10 protein-coding genes are annotated in these 13,171 nt (G+C 62.9%); 6 read left to right on the top strand and 4 right to left on the bottom strand.

The window, feature by feature from the left end; all coding sequences use genetic code 11:
• Positions 1-132 precede the first annotated feature (132 nt).
• Positions 133-2,751: a DUF3570 domain-containing protein gene (locus EK23_RS11510; protein WP_082054130.1), complete on the bottom strand. Its 2,619-nt coding sequence runs from the start codon at positions 2,749-2,751 to the stop codon at positions 133-135.
• A 16-nt stretch (positions 2,752-2,767) separates the two neighbouring features.
• A complete protein-coding gene (locus tag EK23_RS11505; protein ID WP_082054129.1) occupies positions 2,768-3,022 on the bottom strand; it encodes a DUF4266 domain-containing protein in 255 nt (84 codons plus the stop codon).
• A 280-nt stretch (positions 3,023-3,302) separates the two neighbouring features.
• Here EK23_RS11505 and EK23_RS11500 point away from each other — a divergent pair, with 280 nt between their 5' ends.
• Together EK23_RS11500 and EK23_RS11495 are read left to right on the top strand one after the other, a co-directional pair.
• The gene (locus EK23_RS11500; RefSeq protein WP_235282022.1) at positions 3,303-5,507 is read left to right on the top strand and encodes a glycogen synthase; all 2,205 of its coding nucleotides are present in this window, start codon (positions 3,303-3,305) and stop codon (positions 5,505-5,507) included.
• Between the two features lie 57 nt (positions 5,508-5,564).
• The gene (locus EK23_RS11495; RefSeq protein ID WP_045225496.1) at positions 5,565-6,848 is read left to right on the top strand and encodes an alpha-amylase family glycosyl hydrolase; all 1,284 of its coding nucleotides are present in this window, start codon (positions 5,565-5,567) and stop codon (positions 6,846-6,848) included.
• Positions 6,849-7,064: 216 nt separating this feature from the next.
• Here EK23_RS11495 and yihA read toward each other — a convergent pair whose 3' ends face one another.
• Entirely contained in the window at positions 7,065-7,685 is a 621-nt protein-coding gene (gene yihA, locus EK23_RS11490) for a ribosome biogenesis GTP-binding protein YihA/YsxC (protein WP_045225495.1), read from the bottom strand.
• 130 nt (positions 7,686-7,815) lie between these two features.
• Between yihA and EK23_RS11485 the strand changes: the two genes are divergently transcribed.
• The 4 genes from EK23_RS11485 to EK23_RS21760 all read left to right on the top strand — a co-directional run bounded on the left by EK23_RS11485 (position 7,816) and on the right by EK23_RS21760 (position 11,897).
• A complete protein-coding gene (locus EK23_RS11485) occupies positions 7,816-8,415 on the top strand; it encodes a c-type cytochrome (protein ID WP_045225494.1) in 600 nt (199 codons plus the stop codon).
• 69 nt (positions 8,416-8,484) lie between these two features.
• Positions 8,485-9,135 (top strand): thiol:disulfide interchange protein DsbA/DsbL, encoded by a 651-nt coding sequence (locus EK23_RS11480; RefSeq protein WP_045225493.1) that lies wholly within the window; start codon positions 8,485-8,487, stop codon positions 9,133-9,135.
• A 312-nt stretch (positions 9,136-9,447) separates the two neighbouring features.
• Positions 9,448-10,287 (top strand): endonuclease/exonuclease/phosphatase family protein, encoded by an 840-nt coding sequence (locus EK23_RS11475; protein WP_082054128.1) that lies wholly within the window; start codon positions 9,448-9,450, stop codon positions 10,285-10,287.
• Entirely contained in the window at positions 10,287-11,897 is a 1,611-nt protein-coding gene (locus tag EK23_RS21760) for a GGDEF domain-containing protein (RefSeq protein WP_052808130.1), read from the top strand. Before EK23_RS11475 ends, EK23_RS21760 begins: the two co-directional genes overlap by 1 nt.
• 6 nt (positions 11,898-11,903) lie before the next feature.
• Here EK23_RS21760 and EK23_RS21755 read toward each other — a convergent pair whose 3' ends face one another.
• Complete coding sequence (locus EK23_RS21755) at positions 11,904-13,124, bottom strand: ABC transporter ATP-binding protein (RefSeq protein WP_052808129.1); 1,221 nt, start codon at positions 13,122-13,124, stop codon at positions 11,904-11,906.
• Positions 13,125-13,171 lie beyond the last annotated feature (47 nt).

The raw sequence follows: 13,171 nt of genomic DNA, 5'->3' as shown, positions 1-13,171 counted from the left end.
TCTTGCTCCCGGTGTTGGATGGGCCTGGCTAGGTACGCCAGAGCCGGGTGGTCAGTCGCGGTCTCACGCCAGCCTTGCCGTCGGAAGGCAGTCAAAGTCTGCTCAGTCGGCGCGAAGCTGAGCGGGTGCAGATCAGAATGCGATGCTCCAGGTGGCGTTCAAGGCGCCATCGCGCTCCAATTGGTAGCCGTTTACGTCATCCTGCAAGGGCTGCACCCATTCCACCGACAAGGTATTGCCCTTGAAGGTGCCGCTGGGCACCACCGCGCTGAGGCCCATGCCCAGATCCCAGTAACGCCCGCCGTAACTGTTGGGCATGTCCATGGGGCCGACGATCTGATGCGGCGCCTTGTAACGGCCATTGATGGCGCCCTGCGCTGTGTAGATGCCGCGGACGGAGCCGGAGAGCCAGTCCATGAACTTGTAGCTGCCCCACAGGCTGGCCTGGAAGATGTCGCCGAAGGCGAAGCCGACCTCGTTCTCCGATTCCATCCGGTGTGTTCCGCTGAGCTGCCCGCCCCAGGACCAGTCATCCCATTGCCCGGTGTAGGTCAAGCTGGGCTTAAAGTCCCAGGTGCCGCTGCCCAACTGCATGCCGTAGTGCTCATAGTCGCCGCTCACCAGCTTCAGGTCAACTGCCCCGGTGGGCGCGCTGAGGCCCAGGGTGGCGTGCATGTGATGGTGCTGAAAGGTGAACAGCTTGAACAGGGCGTACAGGCCCACATCGCCGACGCCGCCGGTGGCGTGGTGCGGGTTGCCGCCGTGGTTGTGGCCACCCTCGCTGGGGGGCGGCGGCGCGCCCGGTGGCTGGCGCAGGTTCATGTCCATGTCCATGAACTGCGGCATCAGCATGAGGTTCAGCCAGTCGGTGGGGGCGTACATGATGTCCAGCATGTGCATGTACATGCTCATGTCTTTGGGCAGCAGGCTGCATTTCTGCCTGCCGCCGCAGCCCTGGTCGATGACGGTGGCGTCGCTGACCGGGTTTGATCCGTGCAGGATGTCCCCGTCCTGAAGGCTCCACATGAAGCGGTAGCCCACCATGGTCTGTCCGGATTGCTCCATCATGTGGCCGAACATGACGCCGGCGGGCAGGGGCGCGCCATGGGCGTGATGCTCGTGATGGTGGCCTTCATGGCCCGCATGCTCGGACAGGCCCAGATCGCCCATCAAAGACGGGGCGGAGAGGTCCACCTTGATGCCGGCGTTGAATTGGTAGAAGTTGAAGTTGGCGTAGGAATCCTCGCCGCCGCCTCCCAGCTTCAGGCCGCCCGCGTGGGTGTAGTATTCAAAGCTGCCCTGCAGTTGGATGGCCTTGCCGATGGCCTTGCTGACGCTGATACCGGTGCCGATGGCGCCATAGCCGGAGAGCCGGTGATCGCTGGAATAATTGCTGACGGGAACCTTGGAGAGATCGATTTTGCCGTTGCTGAAGGTGGGCTCGGCGTTCTTGAACAGCCAGTAGGGCTGGTAGAAATCCGCCTCGTCCTGGGAGTAATAACGGAACCGCGGGGTGACGGTCCAGCCGTCGCCTACGGGCTGCACCCAGTCGGCCTCGAAGGTGTGCGCGTTGATGCCCCAGTCATCGTGGAAGAAGCGATAGTCCAGGTGCACGGCGGCATCCAGGCTCTCGATGAACTGCACGTAACGCGCGTCCCAGCTGAACTGGTTGCGCTCGTCCGGCCGCCGTTCCATCACCGCTTGCACCTGGGGCACCAGCAGCGGCGGAATCCCTGGCGTTCCCGCATCCTCCGGCGTCTGGTTCGGATCGACGAAGATGAATTCGACCATCTTGTAAGGATTGGCCAGGTAGCCTGTGCTGCGGGTGTAGCTCATCCCGCCCGCCAGGACCGCATCCTTGTTCAGCACCTGGCTCACTCCCAGCCGCGTGCTCCAATCCTGGCGCAGTCCGTTGATGATGCGCGTCGGTGTCGCGTCCGGTCCCGGAATGACATCGATCTGCTTGGTATAGGAGGAGTAGTCGAAGTATTGGCTGGCCTCGGGGTTCAGTTTCGCGTTGATCTCGCTGTTGGTGTAGCTCAGCCCCAGGTCCACGCTGGTGAGCTTCTGATTGAAGTCCCAGCGCGCGTCCGTATTGACGAAGTTGGAGTAATAGTCCGGCTCGTTGGAGACGCCGCCCCCCAGGTTGAATGCCGACTCGTCCCATTCATAACCCAGGCGGAAGTCGCCCTGCATGCGCGTTTCCGGAGAAGCCGCCGACAGTGTGTGCACCAGCCGGTTGTCCTTGACGTAATCGCCGGTGGTTTCGTTGCGCCGGTAGGTGTTGAAACTGCGGTCGTAGCGCAGGACGCCTTTCCCCTGCAGATAGGGCGAGGCGCCGCTGACGGTCTGATGGTTGCCGCCGAAAGCCAGGGGCGCTGTGGCGATGGGCGTGGCCCCGGACCAGGTGTCCTGCACGTAATGGAAGGCGAATTTCCAGCGGTCCATCAGCGTGAGTTTGCCGCTGCCCAGCAAGGTATCCACCTGGATGGGGTTGTACTTGCTGCGGGTGCCCAGGTAGAGCTGGCGCTGACCTTCGGTGTAATGGCCGTACTGGAAGCCGGCCTCATCGCCGGGCGCCGCTTGCGCGGTGGCGGGCGAGAGGCCGGGCAGAGCCAGGGCCGCGGCGGTGAGGGCGCGCAGAGGCGCGCTTTCGCCGCCTGTTGCGTACTTTCTGGCCTCCCGCTTGCGGGCCTTGAGCAGACAGGCCAAACGGCGCAGCAGTCCGCGGTGCAATCGGTGCTTATTCATGGCGCGAAATCTGGCTTCAGTAACAGCCGCAGCCGCCGCCGCTGGTGGATTGACCGCCGGTTGCGGCCTCTCGGCCGCCATAGGTATGAGCGCGCAGGGCCGCCTGTTCCGGGTAGGGTTCCATGGCCATCTGGGGCTTGGCGAGATGGCCGCGCTCCCACGGCTTGACTTCGGCACAGCCGGCCAGCGCGAAGCAGGTCATCGCCAGGGTGAAGGAAAGGCACCAGGCGGGCAAGGCGGGTCCGCTGCCGCGAGGACGGGATTGGAACATCAGGAAGGCTCCTGCACGCTGTGATTCGGATTCAGGGTGGAAAAAGCGTTTGAATTTCGACGCACAAAGCGTGCCCGGCTGCGATTGTATCGCGATTCGCCGGTCCCTTGCACCCTCGGGAAAGCCCGTCCTGACGCGCCCCCATGCGGCGTGGCGCAAGAGATCGGGCCGAGTTCAAAGTTCGCGGCACCGTCAAGGGATCGTTTTCAGGTACCGCACGATGACTTACACTACCGGCGCAATCTTGCTTTCCTTCCCGCCACTCAGGACTGAATGCGCCATGGCCAAGACTCCCTCGGACAAGCCCCGGAAAACCCCATCAACCCGCAAGGCCGCGGCGCCCGGCAAGCAGGCGCCCACGCAGGCCAAAGCCGAATCGGCGGGGGGGGGCATTGCCGCTGCCGATACGCCCGTCGTAAAGACCGGCCCCGAAAAGCAATCGGCCAGCGTGCCTAACCCCGCGGCACCGACACAGCCGGAGGCCAATCCTTCGGCAACCCGGCGGGAGGCGTCCGGCGGTACCGCTGTGGCAAATGCCTCAGTGGCTGCGGCAAAGCCCGAAGACGCGAAGGCGGAGAAGGCTGCCGGCCCGGCGGCGGGGGCGGGGGCGGCGCAAGCTACGCCGCCGGGCAAGGCGCCGGCGCGGAGCAGTTCCGGAAAGGCGGCGAAGGCTCCAACCGGCGCGACAGGTGGCGCTTCGTCAAGCAAGCCGTCAGAATCCGGGCCACAATCCGTGCTCTCGGTTCCGCCTGCCGAGGCGCCGCTGGGCGCGACGATTCCGGCGGAGCTGCGCTTCATGGCCGGCCAGGGAGCCCTGCCTGAGGTGGACATGCGGCCCGAGAGCCTCACCGAAGAGGTGCTGCCGGCGCCGGCGGAGCAGCACTCGCTGCCGCCGGTCACCCCGTATCCACCGGCCAACGACTGGGATGGCCTGTCCATGTCCGAACCGGCCTATGAGCCCGAGCCCGAGCAGGTCTATCAGGAGTATCAGCCCCAGCCATCGCGGCCGTCCTTGTTCATCGTGCAGATCACTCCGGAACTGGCGCCGGTGGCCAAGGTGGGCGGCCTGGCGGACGTGGTGTTCGGTCTGTCCAACGAATTGGAGATCCGCGGCAACCATGTGGAGGTCATCCTCCCCAAGTACGATTGCATGCGCTACGACCACATCTGGGGTCTCTGTCAGACCTTCGACGACCTGTGGGTGCCTTGGTACGGCGGAGCCATCCACTGCTCGGTATTCTTCGGTTTCGTGCACGGTCGCAAGTGCTTCTTCATCGAGCCGCACTCGGGCGACAATTTCTTCAACCGCGGCTGCATCTACGGCTTCAATGACGATGTCATGCGCTTCGCCTTCTTCACGCGCGCGGCCATGGAGTTCCTGTGGCAGTCCGGCAAGACCCCGGACATCATCCATTGCCACGACTGGCAGACAGCCCTCGCGCCGGTATTTCTCTATGAGATCTACCAGCACATGGGCATGTGGCACCCCAGGGTGTGCTTCACCATCCACAACTTCAAGCATCAGGGCGTGACCGGCGCGCAAGTGCTGCATGCCACCGGCCTGAACCGGCCGGAATACTATTTCCACTACGACCGCCTGCGTGACAACCACAATCCGCATGCCTTGAACCTGATGAAGGCCGGGGTGGTCTACGCCAATTTCGTCACCACCGTCTCGCCGCGCCATGCCTTCGAGGCCAAGGACCAGGGCCAGGGTTTCGGGCTGGAGCCCAGCCTGCACATCCACCACGTGAAATACGGCGGCGTGGTCAACGGCATCGACTATTCCTTCTGGAATCCGGAGCTGGATCACCACATACCGGTGCATTACAGCGTCGACACCCTCGAGGACAAGTACCACAACAAGAAGGCCCTGCGCGACCGGCTGATGATCGCCGACAGCGAGAAGCCCATCGTCGCCTTCGTCGGCCGTCTCGACCCGCAGAAGGGGCTGGAGCTCATTCGCCACGCCATCTTCTATACCCTGCAACGGGGCGGGCAATTCGTGTTGCTGGGGTCCAGCCCGGATGGCCAGATCAACAACTATTTCTGGAGCCTGAAACATCAGCTCAATGACAATCCGGACTGCCATATCGAGATCGGCTTCAACGAGGAACTGTCGCATCTGATTTACGCGGGCGCCGACATGGTACTGGTGCCCAGCCGCTTCGAGCCCTGCGGGCTCACGCAGCTCATTGCCCTGCGTTATGGAACCATCCCGGTGGTGCGGGAGGTGGGCGGCCTGGCCGACACGGTATTCGACAAGGACTTCTCGCACCGGCCCTTGCATGAGCGCAACGGGTACGTGTTCCGCGACTACGACGAGGCGGGACTGGAGTCTGCCCTGGGGCGGGCCATCAGTTGCTATTACGAATATCCGGAGCACTTCCGGGAACTGATGAAGAACGCCATGCGCTGCGATTATTCCTGGAATCACCCGGGTGCGGACTATGTCAACATCTACGACATGATCCGCAGCAAGTAGCGCCCGCGGCTTGCGGCGGGATCTTGCGCGCACTTTTCGACAAGGCCGATTCTCTCAATGCGCATCTACAACCTGTTTCCACTGCTCGCCGGGCCTTTCAAGGATTGGCAGCCGCACATGGCGCGCGCCGCCGACCTGGGATTCGACTGGCTGTTCGTCAACCCGATCCAGAAACTGGGGCGCTCGGGCAGCCTGTATTCCATCAAGGATTATTTCGCGCTCAATCCGGCGCTGTGCTCCCGCGGCGGCCAGTCCCCGGAGGACCAGTGCCGGGAAATGATCGGTCAAGCCCAAAAGCTCGGCCTGCGCGTCATGATCGATCTGGTGATCAACCACTGTGCCTACGACTCCGACTTGGTCAAGCAGCATCCCGAGTGGTTCGTTCAGGAAGGCGGCAAGGCCGCGCACCCTTTCTGCATCCATGACGGCGAAAAGGTAGTGTGGAAGGATCTGGCCCAGTTCGACCACCAACACGGCCGCGACCGGGATGGCCTGCTGCAGTACTGTCGGCAGATTCTGCAGTACCTGCTGGATCTGGGCTTTCGCGGGTTCCGCTGCGATGCCGCCTATCAACTGCCCACTGACACCTGGCGGCAGTTGATCCGGTCGGTGAAACGCGACTATCCCGACGCCCTGTTCTTCGCCGAGACGCTGGGCTGCTCCCCCGAACAGACGCGACAGACTGCGCAGGCCGGTTTCGACGCCATCTTCAACAGCTCCAAATGGTGGGATTTCGACAGCCCCTGGCTGTTGGAGCAATACCACCTCACCCGCTCGGTCTCGCCCTCCATCAGTTTCCCGGAGAGCCATGATACGCCCAGGCTGTTCGATGAGGTGCACGGAAACGTGGCCGCCATGGAGCAGCGCTATCTGTTCGCGGCGCTGTTCTCGGCCGGCGTGATGATGCCCATGGGCTTTGAATTCGGCTTCCGCAAGCCTTTACACGTGGTGCAAACTCGCCCGGGCGACTGGGAGGAGGGCGGCGCCGACCTCACCGGCTTCATCCGCCAGGTCAACCAGGTCAAGGCGGGACATCCCGTGTTTCAGCAGGAGAGCGTCACCGAGATCTGGCCCACCTCCAATCCCGCCGTGCTGCTCATGTGGAAATGCTCGGAACAGGTTGGACAGGAAGCCCTGGTGATCCTCAACAAGGACGTCTGGAACCGCCAGCATTGCTGGATCGACGACCTATACCGCTATGTCCAGGGCGGCGCGCCATTGGCGGACGTTTCTCCGCAGTGGCCCATGGGGTTCCTGCCTACGCCATTCGATTACGAGTTGCCTCCCGGGGTAGGCCGCGTGCTGGTGACAGAACCGCGTGACGCGCCCAAATCCACGTAGGCCGCGCTCCGGCGGCTTGGCTGAGGGTTGAACTTTCGCGCCTAAGGCCGGTCTTAGGGGTAAGTGCCGGGAACGGCGCCCGCTACCCATCACTCCCTTGTGGGTAGTTCTGTACAACCCGGCCACCCCAGCCGGGATCCTAGAACTCCGGAGCCGACCTTGGCTTCGGAGCTTTTTTGCACTGTTTCTTCGCGCTGCCGAGTCTGACTGACGGGATCAGCTTGTCTCTTCCGTATCGTCCAAGAGCCAGCGGTCGAGTACCGCGTGCGCTTGGTCCACGCCCTGTTTCGCCAGTGACGAAAATAATTGCAATGAAACCTCCATGCCGCCGGCTTCCAGCTTGAGCCGTCCGCGCACCTGCTGCAGGACTCCGCTGGCCGCGCCACGGCTCAGCTTGTCGGCCTTGGTCAGGGCGATGTGCAAGGGCAGTTCGCAATGCTGGCACCAATCGATCATCTGCCGGTCAAAGTCGGTGAGCGGGTGTCGGATGTCCATGAGCAGGAAGACGCCGCGCAGGGAGCGCCGTTCCTGGAAGTAGGTTTCCATGGCGCGCCGCCAGTTCTTCTGCACGGCGTCGGGCACCTTGGCATAGCCGTAGCCGGGCAGATCCACCAGTCGGCGCTGTCCATCCACCACAAAGAAGTTCAACATTTGGGTGCGGCCCGGCGTCTTGCTGATGCGGGCCAGCGCTTTCTGTTGGGCGATGGTGTTGATGGCGCTGGACTTGCCGGCGTTGGAGCGGCCGGCGAAAGCGACCTCCCGCCCCTCGTCGGGCGGCGCGTCTTCAAGGCGCAAGGCGCTGAGGAGATAGTGGGTGCGGTGGTAGAGAGGATTCATGGGCGGGTAGAGTCGGGTTGACTTTTCTAGTGTACCCGTATTTCATTGAACGGTTGAAGCGGCCTTACCGATCGGCCTCCGGCGAGCCGGAACAGCGGACAGGCCACACCCCACGAGAGGAAGTCGAAGAATGATAAGAAACCTAATAATCGGGTCATTTGTTTCCCTGGCGCTGTTCGGAACTGCTTACGCTGAGGGCGGTGACGCGGGCGCCGGCAAGGCCAAGGCGGAGGGGTGTTCCGGCTGCCACGGCGAGGACGGCAACGCGCCGGCTCCTATGTTTCCGAAGCTCGCGGGCCAGCATGCCTCTTTCCTGGCCAAGCAGTTGCACGACTTCAAGTCGAAAAAGCGCGATGATCCCACCATGACCGCCATGGCCGCGTCCCTCAGCGATGCCGACATCGCCGACCTGAGCGCCTTCTATGCCAAGCAGAAGATCACGCCCGAGAAGGGCGAAAAATCGGAACTGGGCGAAAAGATCTACCGGGCCGGCAACGCCGCGAAGGGCACGCCGGCCTGCAGTGGCTGTCACGGACCCAGCGGTGCCGGCAATCCGAACGCGGTCTATCCCGTATTGGCGGGTCAGTATGCTTCCTATATCAGCAAGACGCTGCATGACTACAAAAGCGGTGAGCGTGCTAACGATCCCAACCAGATCATGCGTACCATCGCGTCACGCCTGAGCGAGGACGAAATCAACGCCGTTGCCGAATACGCATCGGGGCTGTAAAGTCACCGCTCCAGTGCGCGGGGGCCACCTGGCCCCCCACAAAACCCGATATTCCCAAGGAGAAAATGGATGCTTAACTCGATCCTCAGCGTGTTCCTGTTGTTGGCCGTTTCCATCGCAGGCCATGCTGCGCCCAAGTCCGAGGCTGCCGCCGACAAAGGGGGCGAGGGCTACGAACTGGTCAGCCCGCCGCAGCCGACCTCGGATCCGTCCAAGGTGGAGGTCATCGAGTTTTTCTGGTACGGATGCCCGCATTGCTATCACTTCGAGCCGGACCTGAACGCCTGGCTCAAGACCAAACCGGACAACGTGGTTTTCATTCGCCAGCCTGCGGTGTTCAATGCCCATTGGGCGGCCCACGCCAAGGCGTTTTTTACCGCCGAGGCCCTGGGCGTGCTGGACAAGATGCATGCGGATTTCTATGACGCGATCCAGAACAAGAAGATGGCGCTGGAGAGCGAGGCGGACTTGGCGAAGTTCTTCGCCGAGCACGGCGTAAAGGAGGCCGACTTCCACAAGGCGTATAAATCCTTTGCGGTGGATACCAAGATGCGCCAGGCGGAAAACATGGCGGCGCGTTACGGCGTGACGGGCACGCCCAGCCTGATCGTCAATGGCAAGTACCGGGTCAGTGGCTCCCAGGCCAAGACCTTCGCCAACATGATCGAGGTTACCAAATCCCTGATCGCGAAAGAGTCGACGAGCAAGCCGGCTAAGTAAGTACACGCTTGCATTTGTGACGTTTTAACCCATCATTATCCTCTGTGTGGCCTCGGGCCCGGGCCGGTATGCCGGCGGGGCGAGGCTTGAGGGGGCACAGGGCGCGGTTGATCGCGACAGGGTTTGATCGTGCGCTTTGCGGCATTGCGAATGGCTGCCGTGCTCCGGATTCTTACTTTGCTAGGCAAACACCCTTGCACCGACAAGACATTAGGACGGGCCTTGTCCTTTGGCGCCACCCCGGAGTAGAACCCCGAACAGCCGGCCGAAAAGGCATGCGCTGCGGTTCGCGGCTTTCAGTATGAGGCCTGCATGAGCCTCCCGGCCCTGGAACCGCAGTCCCCCGAAGCGTGCATCGAATCGCCGGGCGTGACCTTACGCTTGGCCAGTTTCAACATCCAGACCGGCATCAGCACCGGCAGTTACCGCGAATACGTGACGGGCAGTTGGCGGCATGTGCTGCCCTCCAGCCGGCGCTTCGCCAATCTCGACCGAATCGCTGAAGTCCTCAAGCCCTTTGATATCGTGGGCCTGCAAGAGGTGGACGGCGGCGGCATCCGCAGCCGATTGGTCATTCAGACCCAGTATCTGGCGGAGCGGGCGGGGTTCAAGCACTGGCACAACCAGATCAACCGCCGCATCGGCAATATCGCCCTGCACAGCAACGGACTGCTTAGCCGCGTGCGGCCGATGATGATCCACGACTACAAGTTGCCTGGCCTGCCTGGCCGGGGGGCGCTGCTGGCGTGTTTTGGCGGTGCCGAGGGTGAGGCGCTGTACCTATGCATCTTGCACCTTGCCCTCAGTCGCCGTGCCCGCCTAAAGCAGCTGGCGTTTGTCGCCGAACTGATACGGGGCCTGCCGCATGTGGTGGTCATGGGTGATCTCAATTGCGGTCCCGATTCCCCGGAAATCCGCTTGCTCACCCGTACGACGGCGCTTACCGAGCCCCTGTGGGAACTGGGCACGTTCCCAAGCTGGCGGCCGCGGAAGATGCTGGATCACATCCTGGTGACCCCGAGCCTGGCGGTGGATAGGGTGCGGGTACTCGACTTTGCCTGTTCCGACCATCTTCCCATCGCCATGGACGTCCGGCTTCCTGGTACGCTCCATCTGGCGGCCCAGAGAAGTCAACTCGCATCGGCGGCCTGATGAACAGCCCAAAGCAGAATGAGGCCAACTACTGGCGTGACCGTTACGCGACGGTGCTCGATGAAATGGAGCAGCGCAAGGCCCGCTGGCTGGAGGCGGAACGTCTGCTGGTGCGGGTTATCTCGCGGGTTGCGGCGGCTTCCATAGGTCTCGATTCCACTATCGAGCCGCAGCTCGCCCAGATTCGCAACCTGGTACGCAAGGGAACCCTCAGCGAAGCGATGCAGGTGGAACTGGACGAGGTGTCCAGTGCCCTGTTCGAGATCGTCAAGCAGACGGCCGATGCGACGAAGGAACCCAAGCCGCATGCTGCCGCGGGTGACTACGCCAAACTGTTCGACTTCATCTCCACGCAGTTATTGCGTGCCGATGAGCAGACCCAGCTCAGCGCATGGCGTCAGCGCGCAGAACAAGGTGCATTGGGTGGCGATGCCGCTGCCTTCGCGGACTTGGGCAAATTGCTGGAAAGCGTCGCCGCCGCGCGCGCAGCCAGCGAAGACAAGAGTGGCAAGCCGGGGCTGCTGGGGCGTTTGTTCGGCGCCGGGAAAAAGGTCGAGCGCAAGATCGATCTCGACGCCATCCTGCGCAATCTGATCATGCTCCTGGAAGCGGTGGATACGCCCCTGACGGCGCAGTCCCAGGCCAACCGGCTGCTGTCGCGCCTGCGCCGGGACATCGACGTCGAAGGCTTCATGGATCTGCTGCAGGACGTGGTGAAATTCCTGGCGGAGCTCAAGAGCAGCGCGGAGGTCGAGCAGAAGTCCCTGGAGCAGTTTCTCTCGGAACTCACCCGCAAACTGATCGAACTGGAACACCAGACCGTGGGTGTTCAGGAGCTGACCAAGGCAGCGGAAGAGGGCTCGGCCACTATGCATGCCACGGTGGTGGACCATGTGGAAAGCCTGCGCAGCACCACCAGCAACGCCACCGACCTGGCCTCCCTCAAGCTACTGCTCAGCTCAAGGCTGGACGTCATCTCGGGCTTCCTGGCCAGTGCACGGGAGCAGGAACTGGAACGCGCCCGCGAGGCTGAACTGGAGATGGACAAGCTCACCGGGCGCTTGCAGGATCTGGAGTCGGAGACTGCGGAACTGCGCACGCGCCTGCGGGTGGAACACAGCATGGCCATGCGCGACTGTCTCACCAGCCTGCCCAACCGCCTGGCCTACAACGAGCGTCTCGAACAGGAGGTGTCGCGTTGGAAGCGCTTTCGACACCCGTTCTGCCTGCTGGTCTGGGACATCGACCACTTCAAGAGCATCAACGATCGATTCGGCCACAACGCCGGGGACAAGGCGCTGATCACCATCGGCGAGGAACTGGCTTCCTCGATCCGCGAAACCGACTTTGTCGCACGGCTCGGAGGCGAGGAATTCGTCATGATCCTCTCCGGCGCCGACAGCGGCGCGGCGCTGAAGGTGGCTGACGCCATCCGTGCCAAGGTGGAGAACTGCGGCTTCAACTCGCAAGGAAAGCCGGTGCAAATCACGATTTCCTGCGGCATCAGCGAGTATCAGTCCGAGGATAGCCTGGAAGAGTTATTCGAACGCGCCGACCGCTGCCTCTACCGCGCCAAGCACGAAGGCCGCAACCGCTGCGTCGCCGGTTGAGGGCGCTTACCCATCGGCCCTGATCTCCGCGTCCAGCACGATCAGCCCACCCGCCGGACCATTGCCCGGTTCCGTGACCAGTATTTCCGCGAGTCTCCCCGCTTGCGCCACCAGCCGGTCCCCGTCCCTGAGGCTAGCGCTGACGCGGTAAATCCCCGCCGCCAGCGGCAAGCTGCGGAGGTTCACCCGCACACCGCGGTTCCCTGGTGGCAGGCCGAGCCGCGAAGGGATGCCGGGCTTCGCCGTGGCCACCAGGATTCCAGCGCTATTCCAGAACTGCAGGATGATCTCGGCGGCCTGGATGTTGCGCCGGCTGTTTAGGCTCAGCGCCAGTTCGAAGGGCTCTCCGCTGAGCACGCGCCCTTCGGGCCCCATGACCGTCTGAACGCCGGCAGTCGTTATGCGTACATCATCCGCAAGGTCCGCCGGCAAGGGCGGCGCGGCGCCCAGCGGCTTGAGCGCCTGGTTCAGGTATCCGATGGAGGCGTAGTATCGGTAGAACAGGGCATCGGGTTCACCCAGGGCCACCTGTCTCCCGGCAAACAAGAGCAGGCAGCGGTCCGCCACCTGTCGGACATTCATTTCCGAATGCGAGACAAAAATGATCGCCGTGCCTTCCCGTTTCAGGCGGTTCAGGCGTTCCAGCGCCCGCAGCTGAAAAGCCACGTCGCCAACCGCCAGCACTTCGTCCACCAGTAGCAGATCGGTGCGGATGCTGGTGGCGATGGCGAATTCCAGCCGGGCGTACATGCCGTCGGAATAGGTCTTGACCGGCGCATCGATGGCTTCTTCCAATTCGGCGAAACCGACGATGCCCGTCACCACGCTGTCGGTCTGGCGCGTGTTCAGGCCCAGTTGGGCACATTGCACGTAGATGTTTTCGCGGCCGCTGAGCATGGGCTGGAGCCCGGCGCCGATGCGAATCAGGGACTTCATGCTGCCCTGGGTCGCGATCTGGCCCGTGGTGGGCCGCAGTTCACGATTGATCAGTTTCAGCAGGGTGCTTTTGCCGGCGCCGTTGGGTCCAATGATGCCAAGGCACTCACCGGGTTCCACCTGGAAGCTGATTTCACGCAGCGCCCAGAACTCATCCCGCCGCAGTTTTTTCCTGGGCGGCCTGCGCAGGAGCAGGTGCCCGCGGTCCGCGAGGCGGTAGAGCAGTGCGCTGGTCAGTGAGCGGCAAAAGACGCGTCCGAGTTGATGGACGGATACGGCGGCGATGGACATGACCAGTTCGGACCTGCATGATGAAAAAAAATGCCCCGCGCTCAGGC

The sequence above is a fragment of the Methyloterricola oryzae genome, assembly GCF_000934725.1.
GTDB lineage: Bacteria > Pseudomonadota > Gammaproteobacteria > Methylococcales > Methylococcaceae > Methyloterricola > Methyloterricola oryzae.
The sequence above is the reverse complement of the archived record's forward strand: the minus strand, read 5'-3'. Positions and strand labels throughout refer to the sequence as shown.

Excerpts from the sequence above, each read along its gene's own strand:
- EK23_RS11510 (WP_082054130.1), bottom strand. The coding sequence starts at position 2,751 with ATGAATAAGCACCGATTGCACCGCGGACTGCTGCGCCGTTTGGCCTGT.
- EK23_RS11505 (WP_082054129.1), bottom strand. The coding sequence starts at position 3,022 with ATGTTCCAATCCCGTCCTCGCGGCAGCGGACCCGCCTTGCCCGCCTGG.
- EK23_RS11500 (WP_235282022.1), top strand. The coding sequence starts at position 3,303 with ATGGCCAAGACTCCCTCGGACAAGCCCCGGAAAACCCCATCAACCCGC.
- EK23_RS11495 (WP_045225496.1), top strand. The coding sequence starts at position 5,565 with ATGCGCATCTACAACCTGTTTCCACTGCTCGCCGGGCCTTTCAAGGAT.
- yihA (WP_045225495.1), bottom strand. The coding sequence starts at position 7,685 with ATGAATCCTCTCTACCACCGCACCCACTATCTCCTCAGCGCCTTGCGC.
- EK23_RS11485 (WP_045225494.1), top strand. The coding sequence starts at position 7,816 with ATGATAAGAAACCTAATAATCGGGTCATTTGTTTCCCTGGCGCTGTTC.
- EK23_RS11480 (WP_045225493.1), top strand. The coding sequence starts at position 8,485 with ATGCTTAACTCGATCCTCAGCGTGTTCCTGTTGTTGGCCGTTTCCATC.
- EK23_RS11475 (WP_082054128.1), top strand. The coding sequence starts at position 9,448 with ATGAGCCTCCCGGCCCTGGAACCGCAGTCCCCCGAAGCGTGCATCGAA.
- EK23_RS21760 (WP_052808130.1), top strand. The coding sequence starts at position 10,287 with ATGAACAGCCCAAAGCAGAATGAGGCCAACTACTGGCGTGACCGTTAC.
- EK23_RS21755 (WP_052808129.1), bottom strand. The coding sequence starts at position 13,124 with ATGTCCATCGCCGCCGTATCCGTCCATCAACTCGGACGCGTCTTTTGC.